This is a genomic window from Verrucomicrobium sp. BvORR034 (assembly GCF_000739635.1).
Lineage (GTDB): Bacteria > Verrucomicrobiota > Verrucomicrobiia > Verrucomicrobiales > Verrucomicrobiaceae > Verrucomicrobium.
Genome location: NZ_BATQ01000001.1, coordinates 68,783 through 92,262, shown reverse-complemented (window position 1 = coordinate 92,262; position 23,480 = coordinate 68,783). Strand labels below are relative to the sequence as shown.

The 23,480-nt window shown below is 59.2% G+C and carries 23 protein-coding genes; 7 read left to right on the top strand and 16 right to left on the bottom strand.

Annotation, left to right across the window (positions count from 1 at the left end; translation table 11 throughout):
- Window positions 1-35: 35 nt before the first annotated feature.
- The 5 genes from BV034_RS00365 to rfbB all read right to left on the bottom strand — a co-directional run bounded on the left by BV034_RS00365 (window position 36) and on the right by rfbB (window position 3,725).
- Window positions 36-488 (bottom strand): hypothetical protein, encoded by a 453-nt coding sequence (locus tag BV034_RS00365; protein WP_050022972.1) that lies wholly within the window; start codon window positions 486-488, stop codon window positions 36-38.
- A 33-nt stretch (window positions 489-521) separates the two neighbouring features.
- Entirely contained in the window at window positions 522-1,430 is a 909-nt protein-coding gene (rfbA, locus tag BV034_RS00360) for a glucose-1-phosphate thymidylyltransferase RfbA (protein ID WP_050022970.1), read from the bottom strand.
- A gap of 107 nt (window positions 1,431-1,537) precedes the next feature.
- Window positions 1,538-1,885: a DUF2007 domain-containing protein gene (locus BV034_RS00355; protein WP_081887477.1), complete on the bottom strand. Its 348-nt coding sequence runs from the start codon at window positions 1,883-1,885 to the stop codon at window positions 1,538-1,540.
- A gap of 46 nt (window positions 1,886-1,931) precedes the next feature.
- Window positions 1,932-2,612: a dTMP kinase gene (gene tmk, locus BV034_RS00350; protein ID WP_081887476.1), complete on the bottom strand. Its 681-nt coding sequence runs from the start codon at window positions 2,610-2,612 to the stop codon at window positions 1,932-1,934.
- Window positions 2,613-2,645: 33 nt separating this feature from the next.
- Window positions 2,646-3,725: a dTDP-glucose 4,6-dehydratase gene (gene rfbB / locus BV034_RS00345; protein WP_050022964.1), complete on the bottom strand. Its 1,080-nt coding sequence runs from the start codon at window positions 3,723-3,725 to the stop codon at window positions 2,646-2,648.
- Window positions 3,726-4,744: 1,019 nt separating this feature from the next.
- Here rfbB and BV034_RS00340 point away from each other — a divergent pair.
- The gene (locus tag BV034_RS00340) at window positions 4,745-5,704 is read left to right on the top strand and encodes a GDP-L-fucose synthase (protein WP_050022962.1); all 960 of its coding nucleotides are present in this window, start codon (window positions 4,745-4,747) and stop codon (window positions 5,702-5,704) included.
- A gap of 1,553 nt (window positions 5,705-7,257) precedes the next feature.
- Here the strand turns inward: BV034_RS00340 and mnmG are convergent.
- On the bottom strand, window positions 7,258-9,138 hold the full coding sequence (gene mnmG / locus BV034_RS00335) for a tRNA uridine-5-carboxymethylaminomethyl(34) synthesis enzyme MnmG (protein ID WP_050022961.1): 1,881 nt from the start codon (window positions 9,136-9,138) through the stop codon (window positions 7,258-7,260).
- Between the two features lie 1,016 nt (window positions 9,139-10,154).
- Between mnmG and pdhA the strand changes: the two genes are divergently transcribed.
- Together pdhA and BV034_RS00320 are read left to right on the top strand one after the other, a co-directional pair.
- On the top strand, window positions 10,155-11,231 hold the full coding sequence (gene pdhA, locus BV034_RS00325) for a pyruvate dehydrogenase (acetyl-transferring) E1 component subunit alpha (RefSeq protein ID WP_050022958.1): 1,077 nt from the start codon (window positions 10,155-10,157) through the stop codon (window positions 11,229-11,231).
- Between the two features lie 53 nt (window positions 11,232-11,284).
- Window positions 11,285-12,277, top strand: coding sequence for an alpha-ketoacid dehydrogenase subunit beta (locus tag BV034_RS00320; RefSeq protein WP_050022957.1), 993 nt, complete (start codon window positions 11,285-11,287; stop codon window positions 12,275-12,277).
- A gap of 347 nt (window positions 12,278-12,624) precedes the next feature.
- Here the strand turns inward: BV034_RS00320 and BV034_RS00315 are convergent, their stop codons facing one another.
- The 10 genes from BV034_RS00315 to mntR all read right to left on the bottom strand — a co-directional run bounded on the left by BV034_RS00315 (window position 12,625) and on the right by mntR (window position 19,569).
- Entirely contained in the window at window positions 12,625-13,035 is a 411-nt protein-coding gene (locus BV034_RS00315) for a tetratricopeptide repeat protein (RefSeq protein ID WP_050022955.1), read from the bottom strand.
- 123 nt (window positions 13,036-13,158) lie between these two features.
- Window positions 13,159-13,374 carry a helix-turn-helix transcriptional regulator gene (locus tag BV034_RS00310; RefSeq protein WP_050022951.1) on the bottom strand — a complete coding sequence of 72 codons (216 nt, stop codon included), beginning with the start codon at window positions 13,372-13,374 and terminating at the stop codon, window positions 13,159-13,161.
- Window positions 13,375-13,383: 9 nt separating this feature from the next.
- Window positions 13,384-13,779: a hypothetical protein gene (locus BV034_RS00305; protein WP_265592475.1), complete on the bottom strand. Its 396-nt coding sequence runs from the start codon at window positions 13,777-13,779 to the stop codon at window positions 13,384-13,386.
- Between the two features lie 163 nt (window positions 13,780-13,942).
- Window positions 13,943-15,007: a biotin synthase BioB gene (bioB, locus tag BV034_RS00300; RefSeq protein ID WP_050022946.1), complete on the bottom strand. Its 1,065-nt coding sequence runs from the start codon at window positions 15,005-15,007 to the stop codon at window positions 13,943-13,945.
- A gap of 92 nt (window positions 15,008-15,099) precedes the next feature.
- Complete coding sequence (locus tag BV034_RS00295; protein ID WP_050022944.1) at window positions 15,100-15,654, bottom strand: hypothetical protein; 555 nt, start codon at window positions 15,652-15,654, stop codon at window positions 15,100-15,102.
- A 529-nt stretch (window positions 15,655-16,183) separates the two neighbouring features.
- Window positions 16,184-16,510 (bottom strand): low molecular weight protein tyrosine phosphatase family protein, encoded by a 327-nt coding sequence (locus BV034_RS00285; protein WP_050023011.1) that lies wholly within the window; start codon window positions 16,508-16,510, stop codon window positions 16,184-16,186.
- Window positions 16,511-16,527: 17 nt separating this feature from the next.
- Window positions 16,528-17,001 carry a cupin domain-containing protein gene (locus tag BV034_RS00280; RefSeq protein WP_050022938.1) on the bottom strand — a complete coding sequence of 158 codons (474 nt, stop codon included), beginning with the start codon at window positions 16,999-17,001 and terminating at the stop codon, window positions 16,528-16,530.
- 37 nt (window positions 17,002-17,038) lie between these two features.
- Complete coding sequence (locus BV034_RS00275; RefSeq protein WP_050022933.1) at window positions 17,039-18,277, bottom strand: sialidase family protein; 1,239 nt, start codon at window positions 18,275-18,277, stop codon at window positions 17,039-17,041.
- Window positions 18,278-18,752: 475 nt separating this feature from the next.
- On the bottom strand, window positions 18,753-19,019 hold the full coding sequence (locus tag BV034_RS00270) for a hypothetical protein (protein ID WP_050022931.1): 267 nt from the start codon (window positions 19,017-19,019) through the stop codon (window positions 18,753-18,755).
- A 109-nt stretch (window positions 19,020-19,128) separates the two neighbouring features.
- Window positions 19,129-19,569 (bottom strand): transcriptional regulator MntR, encoded by a 441-nt coding sequence (gene mntR / locus BV034_RS00265; RefSeq protein WP_009966139.1) that lies wholly within the window; start codon window positions 19,567-19,569, stop codon window positions 19,129-19,131.
- Between the two features lie 175 nt (window positions 19,570-19,744).
- On the opposite strand from mntR, the gene BV034_RS00260 reads away from it, so the two are divergent.
- From BV034_RS00260 to BV034_RS00245, 4 genes are all read left to right on the top strand, one after another.
- Window positions 19,745-20,596, top strand: coding sequence for a transporter (locus BV034_RS00260; RefSeq protein ID WP_050022922.1), 852 nt, complete (start codon window positions 19,745-19,747; stop codon window positions 20,594-20,596).
- A gap of 76 nt (window positions 20,597-20,672) precedes the next feature.
- Window positions 20,673-21,602: a metal ABC transporter substrate-binding protein gene (locus tag BV034_RS00255; RefSeq protein ID WP_050022920.1), complete on the top strand. Its 930-nt coding sequence runs from the start codon at window positions 20,673-20,675 to the stop codon at window positions 21,600-21,602.
- A gap of 52 nt (window positions 21,603-21,654) precedes the next feature.
- On the top strand, window positions 21,655-22,554 hold the full coding sequence (locus BV034_RS00250) for a manganese/iron ABC transporter ATP-binding protein (protein WP_050022918.1): 900 nt from the start codon (window positions 21,655-21,657) through the stop codon (window positions 22,552-22,554).
- A complete protein-coding gene (locus BV034_RS00245) occupies window positions 22,551-23,468 on the top strand; it encodes a metal ABC transporter permease (RefSeq protein WP_050022917.1) in 918 nt (305 codons plus the stop codon). Before BV034_RS00250 ends, BV034_RS00245 begins: the two co-directional genes overlap by 4 nt.
- The last annotated feature ends 12 nt before the right edge of the window (window positions 23,469-23,480 follow it).

Below are 23,480 nucleotides of genomic sequence, written 5' to 3'. Positions count from 1 at the left end.
AGGAGTCAAAAAGGTTTTTTTGCTGAAGGCACGCCTCAGCGGGCGTTCGACGGAGCCGGAGCCCCGGTCGATGCAGGTGTCGGCGGTGTTTTCGCCGGCTCAGACCTGCTGGTCTCGGGACCCGTAACGGCGAAGAGGATGGCAACGACCACCACGCCAAGAAGTACAGCGGTGTTGTACGCCACCGCGATCATGGCTGCGCCCAGGCTTCGCACCCGTTTGGACGGTTTTACAATCCATTCCAGCAACAGAATGAGTACGATCAGCGCAGGGAGGACAGACGCGGCATTGCCCAGAACAAGATGCACCGCGCGATGCAGGGTGTGGAGCTCCGGGTTCTGCAGGGAGGCAGCGGCGACTTCGTAGAATTTGTCGAGCTTGGGCAGCAAGACGATGCGGGTGAACTCCTGCACCACCAAGGTGGGCAGGAGCGCGGTCGCAGCCGCGAGCCATGTCACGCCCGGGCGGTGGTTTCCATCGTCCAGCATGGGCTCGTGAGGAAGAGATGGGAGCGCTTCGGCCTAGGCAATGGGGCCGTGCGAAGCCGTGGTGTGATCGTACTGCGCGAGTTTGCGAAGGTAGTCGCCATACTCGGTCTTGCCGAACTTTTCCGCCGAAGCCAGGAGTTGGCTCTTGGAGATCCAATGCTTGTTGTAGGAGATTTCTTCCAGGCAGGAGATCTTGAGGCCCTGGCGATGCTGGATGACCTGCACGAATTCGGCCGCCTCAAGGAGGGAGTCGGGGGACCCGGTGTCCAGCCAGGCGACGCCGCGTCCCAGCACTTCCACCTGAAGCTCGCCAGCCTCGAGGTAGATGCGGTTGAGGTCAGTGATTTCCAATTCACCACGGGCGCTGGGCTTGATGGAGCGGGCCAGTTCGCAGACGCGCTGGTCGTAGAAATACACGCCTGGCACCGCGTAGTTGGACTTGGGCTGCTTGGGCTTTTCTTCCAGGGAAATGGCCTTCCCCGCCTTGTCGAACTCGACGACGCCGTAGATCTCGGGGGTGGCGGTATAGTAGCCGAAGATGGTGGCTCCAGAGGTCTGGGCTCCCGCGCGCTCCACGGCCTTGCGGAACTGGGTGCCGTAAAAAAGGTTGTCCCCCAAAACCAAGGCGGCTGGGCTGCCATCGAGGAACTTCTCCCCGATCAAGAAAGCCTGGGCGAGGCCTTCGGGTTTGGGCTGCTCGGCATACTCAAAGTTGAGGCCGAACTGGGAGCCGTCTCCGAGGAGCTTCTGGAAACCAGGAAGATCATGAGGAGTAGAAATTATGAGGATGTCCCGGATGTCTGCCAGCATGAGAGCGGACAGCGGGTAATAGATCATCGGCTTGTCATACACCGGCATGAGCTGCTTGCTCACGGCGATAGTGAGGGGGAATAGCCGGGTGCCGGATCCACCGGCGAGTACAATGCCTTTGCGTGCGCTCATGCGCTGAGTGTGCGCGGGAGTGCGGGTGGTGCAACTGCTAAGCGGCGTGCTGAGGGGGACCCTGGCAAAAGTTGTGTCCAGAACTCCCCTGCCCCTTGTTCTTGAGGCTACTTGAGCGGCCTGCCTGCCTCGCAGTTCCAGCAGATGTCGAAGCCCGGAGGCACGCTCTCCCCACAGGTGGGGCACTGCCATTCGTTGCCCTCGGGTTCAGCGATGTTTTGGGTGGACTCCACGATCGAAAGTGCGGCATGGAGATCTGCGTCGTTGTGAATGCACAAGGCCGGATAGAACAGGGGCACCGGCATGCCGGCGAAGACGCTGCTGGTATGCTCGTTGCGGATGAAGCAGGCAATACCTGCCTCTTCCAGCAGGGATTTACACAAGCCGACGCGAGCGGAATCGGGATGGACGAACACCTCTTTCATGACAGTGCGGGTGAGGCTCCACATTACCATGATTCACGGGAGCTGGCGATCACCGCCGCGAGGCGGTGATCAAGTTCTACTCCCCAAAAAGAGCAAGGGCTTCCGTGCTAAGCGAGCGCGGGCTGGCAGTTTTCCAGAGCTTCTGCTGAGCGGCTTGCTTGAACAGGGCGAGACACTCCTTGGAAACTTCACGCCAGGGACGGGAGGCATCGACAATGACGCAACGCGCCTGACTGCGACCAGGCAGCTGGAGGAAGATCTCCCGACAGCGGGTCAAGGCATCCACATCCTCAAAGGAGTTTGGCTGATCGCCCCGTACGCGGATGCGATCCTGCCCTGCAGCAACCGGGAGATCGAGCAGCAGCACGAGATCCGGCAGCGGGAAGTTGGTCTCGTTGAAGGCCAGCACATCATCCACGTTGGCCCCGCGGGCGCCTTGATAGGCGGCGGTGCTCCAGTAGTAGCGGTCCAGGACCATGATGGCGTCCTCATCCAGGGCTGGCTGGATGGACCCTTCACTGTGCTGCTCGCGATCCTTGTGAAAGAGGTCGAGCTCCTGGGCCAGGGTGAGACGGCCACTCGCGGCAGACTCGCGCAGCTTGCGGCCCCACTCCAGGCTGGTGGGTTCCTTGGACAGGGCGCATAGGAGACCCCGCTCCCCGCACCATTGGGCGAGGGTGGCGGAGACCGTGGTCTTCCCCGCACCGTCGATGCCCTCGATGGCGATGAGCAATCCGCCTGGAATCGGTCGTCTCATGGATGATCGAACGGGAAGGATGATTGGCTGGACTCAGGCGTGACCGAGACGTTCGAGCTGGTACTTGCGCTCAATTTCCTCGATCCAGTTCGCATGGTCGAGGTACCAGCGGACAGTCTTGCGCATGCCGCTGTCGAAGGTTTCCTGGGGCTGCCAGCCGAGTTCGCGACCGATCTTCGTGCAGTCGATGGCGTAGCGGCGGTCATGTCCCGGGCGGTCTTTGACGAAAGTGATGAGCTCGGCCGGATCACGGTTGAGATCGGGGCGCTCGGCGTTCACGGCATTGATGAGCGCGTGCACGACTTCGATGTTTTTCATCTCGCACTTGCCACCGATGTTGTAGGTCTCACCAATCTCCCCTTTCAGCATGGCAAGGGTGAGGCCACGGCAGTGGTCCTCTACATAGAGCCAGTCACGCACGTTGGAGCCGTCGCCGTACACAGGCAGCTTCTCCCCGCGAATGACCTTCTGGATCATGAGGGGCATGAGTTTTTCCGGGAACTGGAAGGGGCCGTAGTTGTTGGAGCAGTTCGTGGTAACAACAGGCAGGTGGAACGTGTGCACATACGACCGGGCGAGGTGGTCACTGCCGGCCTTGCTGGCGGAGTACGGGCTGTTCGGTGCGTACGGGGTCGTCTCGGAGAATGCGGGATCGCTGGGGCCCAGGGAGCCGAAGACCTCATCGGTGCTGACGTGGAGGAAGCGGAAGTCGCTCTGCCCGGCCGCCTGGCGCTCCTTGTGGTAAACACGGGCGGTGTCCAGCAGCTTAAAGGTGCCCACGAAGTTCGTCATGATGAACTCCTCCGGGGAATCGATGGATCGGTCCACATGCGACTCGGCAGCGAGGTGCATGATGGCGTTGAGATTGTATTTCCTGAGGAGGAAGGCGACCAGCTCACTGTTCTGGATGTCCCCTTCCACCAGCACATGGCGGGGATCGTCGACCAGGGAGGCGAGGCTGGAGCGGTTGCCCGCGTAGGTCAGCTTGTCGAGGTTGACCACCTTGGAGACGGTGATGCCGTGCTCCTGTTCGGCCTTGCCGAGAAGGTAATGAACAAGGTTCGAGCCGATGAAGCCCGCGCCGCCGGTTACAAGAATACGCCGATCTGCCATAGGAGTGAGGGGGCGCAGCCTAGACTCGGCTGTGCCCCGGGGCAAGAAGAGAGTGTGTGGGAGGACGGTGCGTTGCCTGCCGGGGAGCGGTCTCCCGCGGTCTTTGCGACGTGATTTTGGCCGACTGGGAGGCCGCAGAGGGGTGTTGTAAAGGTGCTGGCCTCGCTGTCTAGCGCCTCTCGTCCCAGGTTTGGAGGATCTTCCGGGAGTCCAGATTCAGGTTTCTCCCTGCCTGAGGAGCCAGCCATGCTGGCAGAGTGGCTGGAGAAGGTGCCGGAATGGTTGGAGTTGACGGAGTCAAGGAGCAGATTTCCTCCGGAGGACGGCATTTGGGGGCTGGATGGGCGTTCTGGGCAGTTTTGCGGTACAACCGGGATGCCCAGTGCAACAAGATGGGCAGGTTGAAAAGACGGCGTCCAGAAGGGTCGCAAAGGTTCACCTTCTCATGCCACAAGCCTGGAGAGCCCCGGGGGGGCTGCCTTGGTCAGTCCATCCAGGAAACAGTCCGGTTGCAGTTTCAAAGCGTGTTTTCGAGGGTTTTCCGTGACCGGCTGCTGCTGAGTGTTGTTTCCTGAATCGATCTGTAACGTAGATGTCAGGTTCTAGACCAGTACACTGGTGATTTTCCCAAGGTTCCAGGCCTCGGCAGGGAGTTGATGTTGGCTCCTTTGCCCTCGTTTTCCAGGGAGAACAGGGGCCGTGGCTTTGGCCTGATGGGTGTGGGTTCAATGAAAGAATCAATGGTGTCACAGGTATCGCGCTGCCCGGGAAAGGCGCGATGAGTTTGAAGTCGGTCCTGTCGTCGGGGACCTGCTCAAACCGGAGTCATGCGAATGCGTGGTGATGCAAGTCGATCCGGGTGGAGAGGGATCCATTTTGCGCTGCGAGCAAGAGTCAGCCTCGGTGAAGGCCAAGTGCGGTATTGCGAAACGACGGAAGTCGGCGTTGGGGAGAAAGCACTCGAGACAAGACAAGCGTCGCGATTGACCGCGAGAACGTCCCCGTTCATGGTTTTGCCCATGACTTCACTCGATCTGGCCTCTCCTGTCTTCATTGCTGGGCACCGCGGTATGGTTGGAGGTGCCCTGGTGCGGGCTCTCCAGGCAAAAGGGCATCAGAAGATTCTGACGGCAGGACGGAGCGAGCTGGATCTGGTGAACCAGGCGAGTGTGGAATCTTGGTTCGCCAAGCACCGACCGGATGTGGTGGTCGTGGCAGCGGCCAAGGTAGGCGGCATTCACGCCAACAACACCTACCCTGCCGATTTCTTGTACGACAATTTGATGATCGCTTCGAATTGCGTCCACGCGGCTTTCAAGAACGGGGTGAAGCGATTGCTGTTCTTGGGCAGCTCCTGCATCTATCCCCGACTGGCCCCGCAGCCCATGCCGGAAGATTCCCTTTTGACGGGACCGCTCGAACTCACCAACGAAGCCTATGCGGTGGCAAAGATCGCGGGTCTGAAATTATGCCAGCACTATCGCGCGCAGCATGGCGTGCTGTTTCACTCGGCGATGCCGACGAATCTCTATGGCCCAGGCGACAACTATCACCCCGAGAACTCACACGTGATTCCCGCACTCTTGCGCCGCTTCCATGAAGCGAAGCTAAAGGGAGTGCCCGAAGTGGTCGTTTGGGGTACCGGCACCCCGCGGCGCGAATTCCTGCATGTCGATGATTTGGCAGACGGTTGTCTCCATCTGCTTGAGTCGGAAAATCCTCCGGACTGGGTGAACATCGGCTGCGGCGATGACATCACCATTCGCGCATTGGCCGAGTTGGTGAAATCAGTGGTCGGCTATGAAGGTGAGCTTGTGTTCGACACTACCAAGCCAGACGGCACGCCGCGTAAGTTGATGGACGTGTCCCGCATGTCGGCATTGGGATGGGGACCGAAGATCGGAATGAAGGAGGGGCTTGAGGAAGCGTACGCCGATTTTCAAAAAGCGTATGAGGCGCACTCGGTTCGGGAGGGGTGAAATAGGAATGGCAAGATTGGGTGAAGATGGACAATATTTTGGGGCCGGGCCGGGTCGCCTGAAAAATTGGGGGAGGGATGGCCTGAAGCGGGGACTGGCGAAATTTGCCAAAAGTCCCCTGCCCTAGATCGCTCAGAAATCGATTCTGACGCGTCGATGCCCTTTTATGACTCTAGACATGGGTGTGGGCGCTGGAATTCGCCAAAGACGCGTTTCTGAAAGGCGATTTTTGATGTAGTATGGACAAACTTTGTCTAAGGAATCTTGAGGAAATCGGGGCTGCGGAGCCGGTGCCCAGAGGTTCGGATTCAGTTGGCAGATGGTGGTGACGGCAGGTAGGATGACCCCAGGTCAGGATACGAGGAAATTTAAGCCAGTCAGTTGGGGGCTTGGATGCATCATCTTGTCGAGGCATCGTCGAACACGGGGCGTTCCTCTTCAGATTTCAAAGCAGTCAGCACGTGGTGACATGTTCCGGAGTCGCGCTTCGGTGTAGTCCGACGGTCCCCGTCGGCTCAGTCGCCACCAGGATACGCGGCCAAATGATCAACCACTTCGTCTATGCACGGATCCATTCCAACGATCGGCGACAAACTCCGCGGTGCAGGCGAACTATCGCTGACCTCGCCAGCGTGGTCGTGCGGTGAGCTAAGCTCGGTTAAAGGACTTCGATCTGACGCAGAGGGAGGTTGTGTGCATCGTCAGTCGAGACTGTTGGTAGTTCCAGATTGCCTGGGCCTCTTGGATCTCCTACCGCAAATGGTCTGAAATGCCCTCCATCTTGAGGCGGGTCTACAATGGTTTGTGCCAGGGAAGCTTGAGGAGCGCACGCATCTTGCGTGCTGTTTTCGGCATCTTGCCGGGAACTTCAGTCAACGTGTGGCCTCGCGAGGTGCGACAAAACATTGATGCCATGGGGGCGTTGAAGGTGGTGTGGTGAAAGCGGATTCTGTCGGCCTTCCCACCTGATCACCCTCTGTGGCGGATACCCAACGTTGACTCGCTTAGGCTCGTCCAACGTTGGGCTGTGCTAGAGATCCCCGCTGGGGATCAATTCCGAACTGAGGCGGGCACCATAAAGTGGTTCTTTGACCCCCACAGCGCGCGTCTTGGGGTGTCACCAAATCGAAGTTCTTCCTCGAAGAGGATGTGGCTAAAAGCCCAACGTTGGCGAGCTTCAGCGAGCCTACGTTGGGTGTGGGTGTTAGCGGGTCCTACTCCGAAGGAGTTGTGGCGGTCTAACCGCATTTCACGTCCAAGGTTTCATTCGCAGGATCTACCTGAATCTTCTGCGGCAAGGCTCTCGCGGAGGTTCAGAGACCACGCCAAGTGATGCAGTCACTTCACTCCCCTCCCAAGCTGCGGGGTTTGGAACCGAAAGCCAACTTGGGAAAGAGCCGAGAGTTGCCTGGGGCATCTGAGAGATTGAAGGCCGAACCTGGTGGCCTCAATGTCCTATGATCCATCCGTCCCTTGGGCAGCGCCCAAGGCTGAGAGGAGGATGGACCTCCGGTGAGGAATCTCATCGAGCATTCCGCACCCTCTTTCGTCCCCTACTCCGCCTTCGCTTCTTCCACTCCACCCTTCTTCAGCACCACTGAAACGACTGCCAAGTCGGCAGGTGTGACGCCTTGGATTCGGGCGGCTTGTCCAAAAGTGGCCGGGCGAATGGACTGCAGCTTGAGCATGGCTTCCTTTTTTAGACCCTTCATGGCGGAGTAATCCACCCAGTCTGGGATGGTTTTGTCCTCCATCCGGGAGGTCTTGTCGACCATGTCTTCCTGCCGGGTGATGTAGCCAGCGTACTTCAGATCGTTCTCGGCCACCATCCAGAGCTCATTGGACCAAGTCCCGCGTAGTTCGGAAGGCAGTCTGGCGAAAGCGTTTTCGGGTCGCTTGATCCATTGGGCGAGACGTGTGTTCTCGTAGGTGGTGCTCGCCACGACCTTTTTCAGCTCGGCGAGTTGCTCGATCTTGGATTCGGTATGGGCTTTTCTGAAGGCATCGACCATCCCCCGCTCAGCGGCTTTAGGCGTCAGGCGGAGGTCGGCGTTGTCCTGCCGGAGGAGCAGACGGTACTCTGCTCGGCTCGTGAAGAGACGATAGGGCTCGGTCGTGCCCTTGGTGATGAGGTCGTCCACCATCACGGCCATGTAGGCTTCGGACCGTTTCAAAGTGAAGGGGGCCTCCCCTTTCACCTTGAGGGCGGCGTTGGTACCTGCCCAAAGCCCTTGGCCGGCAGCTTCTTCATAGCCTGATGTACCGTTGATCTGTCCTGCGAAGTAGAGGCCGGAGACCCGCTTGGTTTCCAGGGTGGACTGGAGCTGGGTGGGTGGGCAGTAGTCATACTCCACTGCGTACCCAGGGCGGATGATCTCGGCGTTCTCCAGCCCCTTGATACTGCGGATGAACTCGTATTGAACCTCGAAAGGGAGACTAGTGGAGACCCCGTTCACGTAGTACTCGCGGGTGTGCCTCCCCTCTGGCTCTAGAAAGATCTGGTGCCGTTCCTTTTCGGCAAAGCGAACCACCTTGTCTTCGATGGAGGGACAATACCGGGGTCCGATCCCCTCAATCACCCCGCAATACATGGGAGACTTGTCGAGGTTGGCCCGGATAACGTCGTGTGTCCGGGGGTTGGTGTAGGTGATCCAGCACGGAGATTGTTCCACGTGGAACAATTCTGGGCTCCATTTGTTGAGGGTGAAGAGCTCGGAATCGTCTGGAAGTACCCCGCTAAGGTAGCTGAACCGTGGTGGTGGGCTGTCACCCGGCTGCACCTCGCACTGGGAGTAGTCGATGCTTCTGCCGTTGATACGGCAGGGAGTGCCCGTTTTGAAACGCTGCACTTCGAAGCCCAGGTGCCGGAGGCTGTCACTAAGGGTGGAAAGCCCGTCCCCCATACGCCCTCCCGCCTGGTTCTGCAGACCCACATGGAGAAGCCCTCGCATGAAGGTGCCGGAACTGATGACGATGGACTTCGCCCGATAGATCAGTCCCAGGCTGGTGCGGACTCCGGTGACTTGGTCATTCTCCACCAGGATCTCGGCTGCGTTCCCTTGGTGCAGGTCCAAATGGGGCTGGTTCTCAACCAACCACTTCATGCGGAACTGGTAGGCCTTCTTGTCGCACTGTGCGCGAGGGGCCTGCACACTAGGACCCTTGGTGGCGTTGAGCATCCGGAACTGGATTCCGGTGGCATCCGTGTTCGAGCCCATCACCCCACCCAGGGCATCGATCTCCCGAACCAAGTGCCCCTTGGCCAATCCCCCGATAGCGGGGTTGCAGGACATCTGAGTGATGGTGTCCAGGTTCTGGGTGAGGATGGCGGTCTCACATCCCAATCGTGCGGCCGCCATTGCAGCCTCGACTCCGGCGTGGCCGGCTCCGCAGACAATGACATCATAGACTTTGGGAAAGGTGTAGAGGCTCATGGGTAGCCCTAAAGATAGCATGCCCCCCTATTATATAAAGGGAATGGCTTTTGGTGGGGTTCCAGCGCGGCTGAAGGGGGTGAGATTGTTCCACGTGGAACAATTTCGGGCGGAGGTAATGAGGTCTCTGATGAATGCTAACGGAGAAGAGGTGTTGCTGACGGATGAAAACGTCCTGTGAGGTGGTGGCAGCCTGGTTCCCCCCCAAGCCTCTCATCCCCCTTCCCAGCACAGGGGGTGGACCGGCAGCAGATCCATTCAACGTGGTGTCATTCTCTGAGAAGATTCGGGGTTGTTGTCTTAGCGTGCATGGGACGGTTTATTGAGCTCCGTTGGAGTTTCAACGTCTTTGCGGGATAACCGACCGCTTCGCGGTCTGACCCCGCGACCGCATCTCTGAGGTGTCCGCCGCATGCAGGACAGTCGTCTCCGGGTGTTCTGAACGGTCGGTAAAACTCCCTTGGAGTTCCATCGCTATCCCGGGGTGGTGACCGCTTCGCGGTCTGACCTCGCGACTGTGGGACTGTTGTGTACCAAGCCGTTGGAGCGAAGATTCTCTACAGCCATTGTCAACACAGGACAACGGATGGACTGTGACTCAGCCTGCCTTGGGTTGTTTAGAACGGCAGTCGGAGGGAATTAGGAGACATATGAGTGAACAGGTTGGCACCTGTGACTACTTCTTTAATTCCCAGCTCGATGCGTCATACCTCGTGAAAACTGGTCGGCACTTGTTTGGTCGCTGCGTGATATTCGAGGGTTCGCTCAACTCTCCTTTGCGTTGGGAATTCTGAGAGACCACTTCCCCATTCGAACTCGGTTTTGTTGGTGCAACGGGTCCTCGACCGACGTTTGTCAGAAGCGGGGTGGTTGGCCAGTTCTCCCCTCTCCTGAGTCCCTCATCCCCAACTTCTAACTCCTCGCACCCAAACCCTCGTGTGTCTTTTTTGACTCCGAGAAGCGGGGCTTGCCTTGCCCCCCTTTCTCGGTACACTTCGCGCTCCCTCTTACCTACCATGGCAAAGACCGCTACAGCCCCTCTCAAATACGCGGATGCTCCGATCAACGCCTCGATGACGGCGGAGCAGAAGATCAAGCTTTACACTGACATCTGCCGCATCCGACGTTTCGAGCAAATTGCCCTGAAGTTTTACAACGCGGGCAAGATGGGTGGTTTCCTCCACCTGTACATCGGTCAGGAGTCTGTGGCTGCCGGTTGTGCCTCCCTCATGGGAGAGAACGACCACATGATCACCGCCTATCGTGATCACGGTCACGCTCTCGCGGTTGGCATGGGCATGAATGAGTGCATGGCCGAACTCTACGGCAAGAAGACCGGTTGCTCCAAAGGCAAGGGCGGCTCGATGCACTACTTCGCCCCCGACAAGAATTACTGGGGTGGTCACGGCATTGTCGGTGGCCAGACCCCTCTTGGTACAGGTCTCGCCTTTGGCCTGAAGTACAAAGGTTTGACCGGCTGTGCGATGGCCTTCCTCGGTGACGGCGCGGTGAACCAGGGTGCCTTCCACGAATCCCTCAACTTGGCTGCCCTCTTTGAGCTGCCCGTGATCTTCATCATCGAGAACAACGGTTACTCGATGGGCACCAGCCAGAAGCGCTCCAGCGCCTATCCTTCCTGCCTGGCTGAGCGCGCCGTCGCTTACGACATGGCTTGGGAACAGTTCAACGGCGAGGACATCTACGAAGTTCGCGCCAAAGTGCAGACCGCCATCGAGCGCGCGCACAAGCAGAGCAAGCCCACCCTTCTTGAGGTCGCAACCTATCGCTACACCGGTCACTCCGTGGCGGACGCCAACCATAAGAAGTACCGGACCAAGGAAGAGATCGAGCGCTACGAGAAGGAACATGACCCGATCAACATCTGGCGGGGCCACCTCGTTCGCGAGGGTGTCTTGACGGAGGCTCAAGCCAAGGAAATTGATCAGGCCGCTTTTAAAGAAGCCGAGGCCGCCGCTGACTTCGCCGACAGCAGCCCCTATCCGGATCCGTCCGAAATCTTCGACGACGTGTACTGGGAAGTGGACAACCAGACGGAAGCTGGCCAGACCGGCCGTCACTTCTTCAACGACTGATCCTGATCCACGGACGGCAACCCTTCTCTCCCACCCTTTTCTCTTTCTAAGACATGCGTCGTCTTTCTTACCGCCACGCGCTTCGCGAAGCTTTCGACGAAGAACTCGCCCGCGACCCGATGGTCGTTCTCATGGGCGAGGAAGTCGCCCAGTACAATGGAGCCTACAAAGTCACCGAAGGCCTTTGGGCTAAATGGGGTGACAAGCGCATCATCGATACTCCCATCAGCGAAGCCGGTTTCATCGGCATGGGCGTGGGAGCTTCCATGCTCGGCATTCGTCCCGTGATGGAGCTCATGTTCTGGAGCTTCTATACCGTCGCTTGGGACCAGATCATCAACAACGCCGGCATGGTCCGCTATATGTCCGGCGGTTTGATCAACTGCCCCATCGTTCTTCGCGGTCCTGCCAACGGCGGCACCAACGTGGGAGCCACCCACTCCCACACGCCGGAAAACATCATGGCCTCCTTCCCGGGCATGAAGTGCGTGTGCCCCTCCAACGCCTATGACGCCAAGGGCCTCATGAAGGCGGCCATCCGGGACAATGATCCCGTGATGTTCATGGAGAGCACCGTGCTCTACGGCCAGGAATGGGAGGTGCCGGAAAATTCCGAACTGCCTGATGGCGAGCTCTTCATCCCACTCGGCGTGGCAGACGTGAAACGTGAAGGTACAGATGTCTCCCTTATCTCCCATGGCCGGGCGGTGAACACCTGCCTTGAGGCTGCCCGCATCCTGGAAGAAGAGCACGGCATCAGCTGCGAAGTGGTCGATCTTCGTACGATCCGCCCGCTCGACGAAGAAACCATCTTCGAATCCGTGCGGAAAACGCATCGCGCCGTGTGTGTGGATGAGAACAAGCCCTTCTGCGCCGTGAGCTCCCAGATTGCCGCCAGCATCTCCCTGCATTGCTTCGATGACCTCGATGCCCCGGTGCAGCGCATCGGTTCCCTGGACGCTCCGGCCTTCTACAGCCCGCCAATCGAGAAGCTCCAGCTCCCCTACCCCGACGTCGTCGTGGCCAAGGTGCTGGGCATGTTCTAAGGCGGGGAAAGATAGTTTCCTATACTCCACCAAGGGCCGGGTTGTTTCCAACAATCCGGCCCTTGGTCTTTCCGGGGAGGATGGAGCCGGCCGACAGATTATTTCCTAATATCCGACATCGTGGATGAATGCTTCATGCAGCGTGTTCCACGCACGTTGTCAGATTCGTGATGGCTTGAAAGCCTTGTTTCATGGGGATTGCGGCCTGACTGCCGTCAAAGATGCAGAGGAGCCTGCCTGAAGTTTCAGGCGGATGCCCGTTGTGTTCTTTCCTTAAACCCGTGGTGACGGGATGATCCTTGTTCAACAGATTGATGTGTAAAGCCGCCAGACGGAGGCGGAGTTCATCAGTCGCCCAGAAGCGCCGAGGCAAAGTGCCGGAACTCCGGCATGCTCAAGATCCCCTGCCGGCGGTCCGGGTCGATTTCGAGGCATTGGGCGAGGCATTCTCTGGCCACTTGCGGGTCGCCCGTCTGGGTCTCTGATCTGGCCAGCGCGATCAGCGCCTCGCACATGACCCCCTTGACCCCTACGCTGGCAGGAAACGTCCTCACCAGACTGCCTCCCAGAGAGACCGCGTTGCGGTGGAATCCCATGCCTACCAGGGTGCGCACCCGCCAGATCAAGGCGGGCAGCCGGGTGCGGTCCTGATCTGGCAAGTCCTCCAACTCCTCCCAAGCCTGGTGCCACATGCCCAGCTCACCGTAGCCTTCGCAGCGACGGAGGGTTTGAGAAAGCCGGTCAGGTAGGAGAGCCATCTTCTTCTCCGGGGAATCGGGTTAAACTGCTGGCCAAGCCTGCCCGATCATAGGGATTTTCCAACTGATCTACAATAACATAAGCGTCAGTTGTGAAGGTCAGATGTCCCCTGCCCGGTCACTTCAAACCTCCGCTTCCGCAACGGTATGCGGGTTTTGGAAGATCTGTTCCACGGGCTGCTTGAAGACGGTCGCAATCCGGTAGGCGAGATCGAGAGATGGTGAGTGCTTCTCCGTCTCCAGGGCATTCACTGCCTGGCGGGAAACGCCCAGCATCTTCCCCAGCTCATCCTGCGTCAGGTTGTGCTCTGCACGCAGCACTTTGAGTCGGTTCTTCATAGGTGGCTGTCAGCGGGAGTTGCGTGTGAAAAGCGTCACCAGCCCAAACGCTGCATAGAAGGTGGGTACGATGAGCCAAGCTGGCGCATGGCGGGCACTGGCATAGGTCTCCAGAAAACCCCAAGTGCAGAACAGCGCCATCGCGAGTCCGCTGGCGATGATGAAGGTCCGGGCCATCACGCTCCGCACGTACTCATCGGCATCCCGCATGTAAGCGAGCAGAGCCCAGAGTTGGCCAATAATAGGCGCAGACACGACGAGCCCCAAGGCCCAGGCCCCCTTCCCTTTCACATCATCAAAAGCCCCGGCAATTGCGGCTGCGTTGACAGCCACATAGCCACTCATGAAGAGCGCGGTGCGGATCACATACTGACGGTGAGGTTTCTGGATATCGGTGAGTTCCATTTTCATAGTCAAGTCTACTTTACTCGGTGTCATGTTATCCTGACATAAAGAGGCGTCAAGAGAACATGACATTTTGACAAGAAAACCTAATGCCCGACGATGAGGGCCAAAAAAAGGCGGCTCCGGAGAGCCGCCTACAGGATTGACTGTGCGTTTCAAGGAACTAGCACCCACAGCCGCCGCTGGAACAACCAGTGGCCACGAGTTCTGGCTCGTGTTCGTGGCACTCATCCGAGGGGCAGCACGGGGAAAGCGGACGGTCGAGGTCCACTTCCGGGGAAGTCATGCTCGGGTTGGGAGCCTGAGCGACCAGCCCCAGTTCCTGGAGCAGCTTCAGATCTTCGTTCGCCCGGGGGTTCACGGTCGTGAGCAGCTTGTCTCCGTAGAAGATGGAGTTGGCTCCGGCGAAGTAGCACATCGCCTGGGCTTCTTTGCTGAGGGAATAGCGGCCGGCGCTGAGGCGCACCTTGGCATTCGGGATGGCAATGCGGGTGACGGCAATCATGCGTACCAGGGAGAACACGTCCACCGGCTCATTGTTCTCCATCGGCGTACCTTTGATCGGCATGAGGCTGTTGATCGGCACGCTTTCCGGCGGCGGGTTGAAGTTGCTGAGGGTCTCCAGCATCTTCAGGCGGTCATCAATGGACTCGCCCAGACCAAGGATGCCGCCGCAGCAGACGCTCATGCCCGCTTCCTGGGCATGACGGATGGTCCGCAGACGGTCGTCGTAGGTGTGGGTGGTGACGATGTTTTTGTAGTGATCGCGGGAGGTGTCGAGATTGTGGTTGTAGGCGGTCACCCCCGCGTCCTTGAGCGCGACAGCTTCGTCCTGGCCCAGTTCGCCGAGAGTCACGCAGACTTCCATGCCCAGTGTGCTGACGTCCCGCACGATATCGAGCACCTGATCGAACTTCTGGGTCCCCATGCGGACGCCCTTCCAGGCGGCACCCATGCAGAAGCGGGTGGAGCCGTTGGCCTTGGCCGCCTGAGCGCGCTCCATGACCGTTTCCTTGCTCAGCAGGTTCTCCCGCTGCAGCCCGGTGGAGTAGCGGGAGCTCTGGGCGCAGTAGCCGCAGTCTTCGCTGCAACCGCCGGTCTTGATGCTCAACAGCGTGCAAAGCTGCACCTCACGCTCCGGCCAGTGCTCCTCATGAACGGCACGCGCCTGCTTGAGCAGGTCAAAGAACGGCTGGTGGTAGAGGCGGTGGAGTTCGGTGTAAGTCATGACGGTTGAAGGCGGAGCATACAGGCTCCGGGGGCTGAATGTCAAGGGGTCGGGAGGGGTGGCTGGATGGCTGGGAGGTGTGCTCCACTTTTCTAACGCCCGAGACTTCGCCGCAGTTCTTCCAAAGTCATTTCCAGAGATGGGTCCCGATCCAATTCTACATCGCGCCGCAGCGCTTCCGCAATCGCAGGATCCATGCAGAAACGATCGAGGATCTTGGGGACAATGTCTGCGGCGTCTGCTCGCCCTACGGCAGAGAGCCAGCCTGGCACGCTATTAAGAAAGTCCTGCAGAAGCCGTTCGGCGGAAGCCAATGCCAGCTCGAACTCGGAGATGGGAGCCGCAATAGAAGGGCCCAGCTTCTGACGGGGTGACGTGCTGCTTCCGTCGCTCCAGATGATGACCTCGTTGCCAACCTTTTCAGCCCAGCCAAAAGGCTCATGCCCCATCCAGGGCGAAGCTCCGGTATGCAAAAACGTGAGCCACTCATGGCAATACTCCAGACCACTGCAACACGAGGGGCTGATCACCGTCTCCTGCTGAGTGAACTGGAAACCTCCGTACGCCCCGAGCTCATCGGATTCACGAATGACTTCGATGGCTTCATCCACGCCGCGCACCTCCAACCCATAGCAGAGCTGCAGCATGAAAGTTCCCAGACATGCGAGGTTTGAAGGTTCAAGCGTTGCCCACTGCAAGCCCGGAACCTCGCTCACTGGCCAAGGGGCCTTCTCCCCCTCTTTTATCCGTGGCGTTTCTACAACTGGAACGATGTGGACCATGGCGAAGGGGATGGGTCACCGGTGAGATTGCTTGATCCTGGATGCAGTGATGAGCCCCAGCCAGGATATGAAAACTACCAGACAGGCAACAGCCGGCATGACCAACGTTTCGGTTCCAATCTTCCGTCCTCCAAGAACGTCCCCAGCTCCCAGCACAAGAAGCAAGAACACGGGTGCGGCGATGCCGAATACCAGCAAAAGCCTTCGAACTCGGGAAGAATCGCCTCCTCTTGGCAAGATCAGCATCCAGGTCAAGACCTGGAGACCCCACCATGCGGCGGCTACTGCCAAGATCACAACCAGCGCCACAGGATCCATCATCTGCTTGGAGGTCTAGTTTGAGATGTAGGGGCATCGATTAGTCCTATGCGGAACCGCTCCGCCCGATACTTTCTCACCCCGGCAAATACGGGGCGCACCTTGCCTTTAAGAGTTCTACCAGGTCAGGATCCATGAACTCGTAACGATCAGGAATGTTGAGCACCACCACTTGTTTGCCGCGAAGGGCATGAGCAAAACGCTCGTTCAGGCGCTTCCGATGAGTGGTCTCCATGACCAGCACCACGTCAGCCCACTCCAGCTGTTCCTCTGAGAGGGGCACTTCCGCATCGTGATTGAGGCCTGCCGAATCTGTCTCGACACCAGGAGAGTTTGCAAAGACCGCCTCGCCCGTGGGGCTGCGCAGCTTGTTCTGGGAACAGATAAAAAGCAGTCGTTTCATCGTGCCAGCTCTGATGGTCATGAGATCGACAGGCGCCTTTGGGCGATGTCCTGCAAGAGTTGATCCGCAGGTTGATTCATGTTCGGCTGCTCATCCCCGGGCCTGACTGGCACGCCAATCTGGCGGAAGAAACCCTCAAGACCAGATCCGCCGCCAGGGAGCATCATTCCAAGAATCTTGCCGCTGGAATCGAGACAATTCTGAAAAGAGTGCATCACATAGGGTGGGACGCAAACAATGGCTCCCTCAGTGCAAACATGTGGTTGTTCCATATCTCCCACCAGAAATTCAAACACCCCGCGAAGGATGTAGAACACTTCTGCCTCAGGGTGCGAATGCGGTGGTACGCTGACGCCGGGTGGAAGCTCGGTCTCCGCAATCATGAACTGGTCACCCGTCATCGCAGACGAGGCTTTGAATGTCATCAGACCTGTTTTGAACAGCAGCTTTTCCCCTTCTCCAGGGCCAAGAACAATGGGGATCCAACTCATGAGGGTGTCCTAATGTCTGTGGTTGCGATCCGGAATGCTACTCCGGCACCGGCACCAGATCCAGTGCGAGGCTGCGGAAGTTCTTCACCCGGTGGAACGTGGCGCAATCCGCATCATGATGATTGGGGCCGTTGATGTTGGAGCGCGCGATGATCGCCAGATCTTCTCCATCCACCACAGGCCGGGCATACATGAAGGACTGGGTCACCCTCGGGGCCTGGGCGATACAGCCAGCAGGAAACCAGTTCAGGCCATCCATGCTGTACTGCAGCATGAGGAAGCGGCGGTCGTTGCCGCCCGGAGCCTGCTCGGCCACCAGCTTGCCACCTTTTTCCTTGAACCCCTTCCACCAGTCGAAGACGCCCAGGCTGTCCACCGGGAGATTGGCGGTGGCCCAGAACATCTTGGACACGTCATCCCGGATGATGCAGAACTTGAGCTGCCCACCCGGCATGGCGTGATACATCCCAAACTTCAGACCCAGTCCCTCCGGTGTGTCCGTGGCCTCCAGCATCCCGCTGATGCCCGTGACTGCCTGACGCCGGAACTTGACCGCGCACATCACCCGCAGTTTTCCGGCCACTTCAATCACATTGGGTTCGAGGTATTGATTGCCAAGATTCGCCATCTCCGGGAGGGACATCATGTCCGGGATGCCCGGGAAGGCCACCGGCTCGGAGATGCGCCAGGCCGAGGGGTTCATGGGATCGTTGGACAGATCCCCTGCCACCAGGCGCGGTCCGCGGTTCTTGCCAAGGCTCAGATCATCGACTGCCCAGTAGATTTTGTCAGGATGCTGCACCATGCCCGTGTGGCAGTTCCAGTAGTGGCCTTTGAAAAGTGTGACGGGTTCCGACCAGGTCTTGCCTCCGTCCTGGCTCCTGAGCAGCAGCAGGTCATCGTTGCGGGACTTCGTGCCGCCCTTGTTGGCAAAGAGGAAGAGTGAGCCCTGGTGAACAAAGGGGGCGGCTGAATAATAGGGCAGCGTGGAACTCTCCTGCCAGCTCTTGCCCCCGTCCTGGCTGCGTAGGATGTGCACCACGCTCTGGGTCGCCCGTCTTTCCTCACTCCATTGCATGCGCGGCACCACGGGCACGATCGCGACAAGGGTACCATCCTCCAGCCGGGTCAGTCCGGGGCCTTCCACATAGAATTCGGGGTTGGGGTTGCGGAAGACGAGGGTGTAGTCCTGGGCCAGGGGCTGGGCGGCTGGTGCGGGGAACACGGTAGTGAGCAGGGTCAAACCGGTGAGAAGCGCGGGAAGCAGGCGGTGCATGGCAGGGATCGGTGAGGTGAGTGCAGAGGAACGCAGCGCTGTATGGAGAAGTTTCAGCAGAGGGTGTGGATGGACGAACTCGGGTGGATCTGCCTCGTGGAGAAGTGGTTTTGAAGCCGGTTGGCCGATAAACTGGCGGTGACGTCCAACGGGTCCCGCATGCGGGACTATGGAGTGCGTGCGTGAAGCGCCGCTTTTGGGAGTTCTGTGCCGGTAGAATGGCCGATTGGGTGGAGCGAAGGAAGCCGGGGACTTCGTTGGGTGGCGAAGGGTTCTAGCCCGGCACAAGGCACAGCCAAAGCGGCGATTCTCGCCGCACTCCATCCCGACGCGTCGGGACGCATCCAGGGGGTGTCTGTTGCTCCATGGAAGGCCATTCTGATGGCCTCCGATATCGCAAGCTGCTTCATGCAGGAATGCTTCAAAGCTGAAGGTTCCGTGAAATAATGAAACTGCACCCTGCTTGTCCGGCGCTCTAGCCCCGGCCTGTCACAACCCCGGCCGTCTGATTGAACTCGATCGCCTTCTGCCGCGCAAACGCGCCGGAGCCGCCTGCAATGCCGAATCCGATGTATCGACCGTAGTGGGCAAAAAATTCATCCGGCAGCAGGAAGGCGCAAACAATCCCGATCAGCAGGGCGATGCCGAAGTTGATGAAGGCGCCCTTCCAGTTTCCCAGGTAGGCCAGGCCGGCTCCAGGAATGAAGAAGCTCAGAAGAAAAGCCACAATGGGTTTTTTCATGCGAGAGTGGAGGATTCCCCGCAAGAATGTCCGTGGCGCCGGGAAAGTCAACTGGTCCCGCCCGGTCATAAGAGCCATGTAGCACAGAGAAACGGACCCTCCGCCGCCCCTACTCCATCTTCTCCTTGAGCCGCCTCATCAGCTCCGTATTCCCTTCCAGTTCCTCCAGAATGAGCGTCAGAACCTTGAGCGTGCTCTTGCTGATGTGGTGCTCCATGCCTTCCACGTCGCGATGCACCGTTTCCGCATCCAGGCCAAAGCCGGCGAGGAGGCGGGTGAGCACGTCGTGGCGCTTGGCGATGGCCTGGCCGACCCGACGGCCCTCGGCTGTGAGTGTGACGCCGCGGTAGCGCTCATAGACGAGGTAGCCCTCCGCATCCAGCTTCTGGATCATGTTCGTCACACTGGCCTGGGAGATCCCCAGGTTCTGGGCAATGTCCACCACCCGGGCGTAGCCCTTGCTTTCGATGAGGTTATGGATCTGCTCCAGATAGTCTTCGATAGCTCGGGACTGACCATTGGAAGATCGGACGGGGCGGGGGTCTGACATGGTCTCGGAAACCTAGCAGTGAAGTGGATTCTGGGAAACCGAAAAGGCTGTAGCCCAAGGAAGCAATTTTAGCCTGACCTAAAATTCCTTGTTGACGTGAAGTTGCTCCCGGTGAAGTTAGTCCAGGCTAAGATTTATAGACAAGGCAAAGCCTTCTGTGTGCGCAACTCGACTCATGAAACTCAATCCACCCGCTCTTCTCCCTGCTCTCCTGTTCACCAGTTTCACGGCTTCAACCGTGTTGGGGGGTGTTCCCTCCGTTCCCGCATTTGCCCTCGCCACGAACGGCCAGACCAAACCCCTGCGGGAGATGAGCACGGACCGTCCGGACAAGACGGAGAGTGCCTACACGGTGGATGCCGGGCATTTTCAGATTGAGGCTGACCTGATCACCTGGACCCGGGATCGGGAGCACGGCGTGACCTACGATGCCCTGGACGTGGCCAACATGAACCTCAAACTCGGCCTCACGAACTCCATCGACTTCCAGGTGGTGGTGGAGAGCTATCACTACGAGCGCACCCGCGCTGGCAAGGTTCGGAGCACGGACGAAGGCTTCGGTGACCTGACCCTGCGGACGAAGTTCAATGTCTGGGGCAACGACGGCGGCCGCACCGCGCTGGCGATCATGCCCTTTGTCACCCTCCCCACCGCCAGCGGTGACTACGGCGTACCGGATGCCGAGGCCGGCATCATCGTCCCGCTCGCCATCGAGCTGGCGGAAGGTTGGGCGCTTGGGCTGATGACGGAGCTGGACGTTGTGAATGATGAGGACGGCAGCGGTCACTCGGTTCATGTGGTGAATTCCATCACGGTTGGTCATGACCTGACGGAGCAGCTGGGGATGTACGTGGAGTTTTTCTCCGAGATCCCGACGGAAAACACCAGCGAATGGATCGGCACGGTGGACGTGGGCTTCACCTATGCGCTCACAGAAAACGTGCGACTCGATGCAGGGGTGAATGTGGGGGTGACCGACGCGGCAGATGATCTGAACCCTTTCCTCGGCATTTCCATGAGGTTCTAGCCTCGCAATCCCGGCCCACTTTTCGATTCAACTGGCATCCTCCTTTCTTTCCAACCCGCACCCCCAAAACTCTGACATGACTTATCGACGCCGCTTTATCACCACCTTGACCCTCTCGGCATTTGCCGCCGTCGGCATCACCGCCTGCGGGCCGCCATCATCTGGCGGAGGTTCCGGGAAATCTGGGACCAAGCGCATCCTGACCACGTTCACCATCATTCAGGACATGGCGCAGAACGTGGCCGGTGAGGCTGCGATTGTGGAATCCATCACAAAGCCGGGTGCCGAGATTCACGACTATGAGCCCACACCGCTGGACCTGGTGAAGGCACAGCATGTGGACCTGGTACTCTGGAACGGCATGGGCCTGGAACGCTGGTTCGAGAAGTTTTTCCAGGAAGTGAAGGGTGTGCCGAGTGCGGTGTTGACTGACGGGATTGAGCCCGTCGGGATTGGCGAAGGACCGTATTCCGGCAAGCCCAACCCGCACTCCTGGATGTCGCCGGCCAACGCCGTGATCTATGTGGAGAACATTCGCAAGGCACTGGTCAAGCTGGACCCTGCCAATGAGGCCACCTACAACACCAACGCTGCTGCCTACACGGCCAAGATCAAGGCCGTGGATGAGCCAGTGCGAAAGAAGCTGGCGGCCATCCCCGCTGGCCAGCGCTGGCTGGTGAGCTGCGAGGGTGCCTTCTCCTATCTCACCCGGAACTACGAACTCAAAGAGCTGTACCTCTGGCCCATCAATGCGGATCAGGAAGGCACACCCCAGCAGGTGCAGAAGGTGGTGGACAGCGTCCGTTCCAACAAGATCCCGGTGGTCTTCTCCGAGAGCACCATCAGTGACAAGGCGATGCTCCAGGTGGCGAAGGAAACGGGGGCGAAATACGGCGGCGTTCTCTATGTGGACTCGCTGACCAACGATGACGGCCCCGCCCCAACATATCTTCAATTGCTCCAAACCAATGCCGACACTATTGTACAAGGCTTTGCCGGACGGTGAGCGCGGTGAACCGCAGTCGCTCCGGCGGGGTGTCCCCTCCCCAGAACGCCCAATGTCCGACGCCTCCACGCCGCTTTCGATTGAGGTCACCGATGTCACGGTGGCCTACACCAACGGCAATGTGGCCCTGCGGGACACCACCTTCAGCCTGCACTCTGGCACCGTCTGCGCCCTGGTGGGCGTGAATGGCAGCGGGAAGAGCACCCTCTTCAAGGTCATCATGGGTTTCCTGAAGCCTGCCAAAGGAACGGTGCGCATCGGGGGCCGGCCGGTAAAGGAGGCCCAGAAGCGCAATCTGGTGGCCTACGTGCCCCAGAGTGAGGAGGTGGATTGGACCTTCCCCGTGAGCGTGTGGGACGTGGTCATGATGGGCCGGTACGGCTCCATGAACTTCCTGCGCATCCCGCGGGAGGAAGATCGGCGCATCGTGCGGGAGAGTCTGGAACGCGTAGGCATGTCGGAATACAAGGACCGCCAGATCGGCGAGCTCTCCGGCGGGCAGAAGAAGCGTGTCTTTCTGGCCCGGGCCCTGGCGCAGCGCGGCCGGATCATGCTCCTGGACGAGCCTTTCACCGGCGTGGATGTGAAGACGGAGACGGCCATTATCGATCTTCTGGAGGAACTTCGGGAAGACGGGCACATCATCCTGGTTTCCACCCACAACCTCGGCAGCGTGCCGGAGTTCTGTGATCGCGTGGTGCTCGTGAACCGCACGGTGCTGGCGTCCGGTCCTACGGCGCAGATCTTCACAGAGGAAAATCTGGCCAAGGCCTTCGGCGGCGTGTTGCGGCACTTCAAGTTTGACCATACGGACCTGCCTGGTTCTGCGCGGAACGAGGTTCTCTTGCTTTCGGATGACGAACGGCCCCTGCTCCTCGGTCAGGACGGTGCCCCCAAACGCAGCGGCGTGGGCACTAAAACCGGTCCGCTGGTGGAGGATTCGCGGAAATGATGGAGAGCCTGCTCGTTCCGTTTCAGTACGAGTACATGGTGAAGGCCATTCTTCTGAGTGGGCTCATCGGGGCGGTGTGCGCCTTCCTCTCGTGCTTCATCACGCTGAAGGGCTGGTCGCTCATGGGCGATGCGCTCTCGCATGCCATCGTGCCCGGAGTGGCCGTGGCTTCCATTTTGGGCCTGCCCTTTTCGTTGGGGGCGTTTGTGGCGGGTCTGCTGGCGGCTGTGGGCATGGGCTGGGTGAAGCACCGCTCCCGATTGCGGGAGGACGCCGTGATCGGCGTCGTGTTCACTACCTGGTTTGCGCTGGGGGTGCTGCTGCTTTCGGTGTTTCCCAGCTCGATCAATCTGCGCACCATCATTTTTGGCAACATCTTGGGTATTTCAGACCAGGACATCATCCAGGTGATCTGCATCGCCGGACTTTCGCTGGGGGTGCTGTTGGTGAAGTGGCGGGACCTGCTCGTCTATTGCTTTGATGCCAGCCACGCCCGCAGTCTGGGGATGAACACCACTTTCCTCCATTTTCTCCTGCTGGCGCTCCTTTCCGCCACGGCGGTCGCAGCCATGCAGACGGTCGGCGCCGTGCTCGTGGTGGCCATGCTGGTCACCCCTGGGGCCACGGCGTATCTGCTGACAGACCGGTTCGGCCGCATGATTCTCCTGGCCACTGGCATGGGTCTTTTCTGCGGTATTGCAGGTGCCTATGCCAGCTACTTCCTGGATGGCTCCACCGGCGGCTGCATCGTGGTGTTGCAGACGGTGCTCTTTCTTCTGGCCCTGGTCCTGGCGCCCAAGCATGGGCTGCTCGCGGCACGGACCCGTCGCCGGGAAGCCCGGGCCGTCGCAGGTGCCCTGGCACCTTCTACCGCCAAGGGGTCGCAGCCGCCCTCGTCCTCCATTTCTGCGTAATCTGACCTGCCC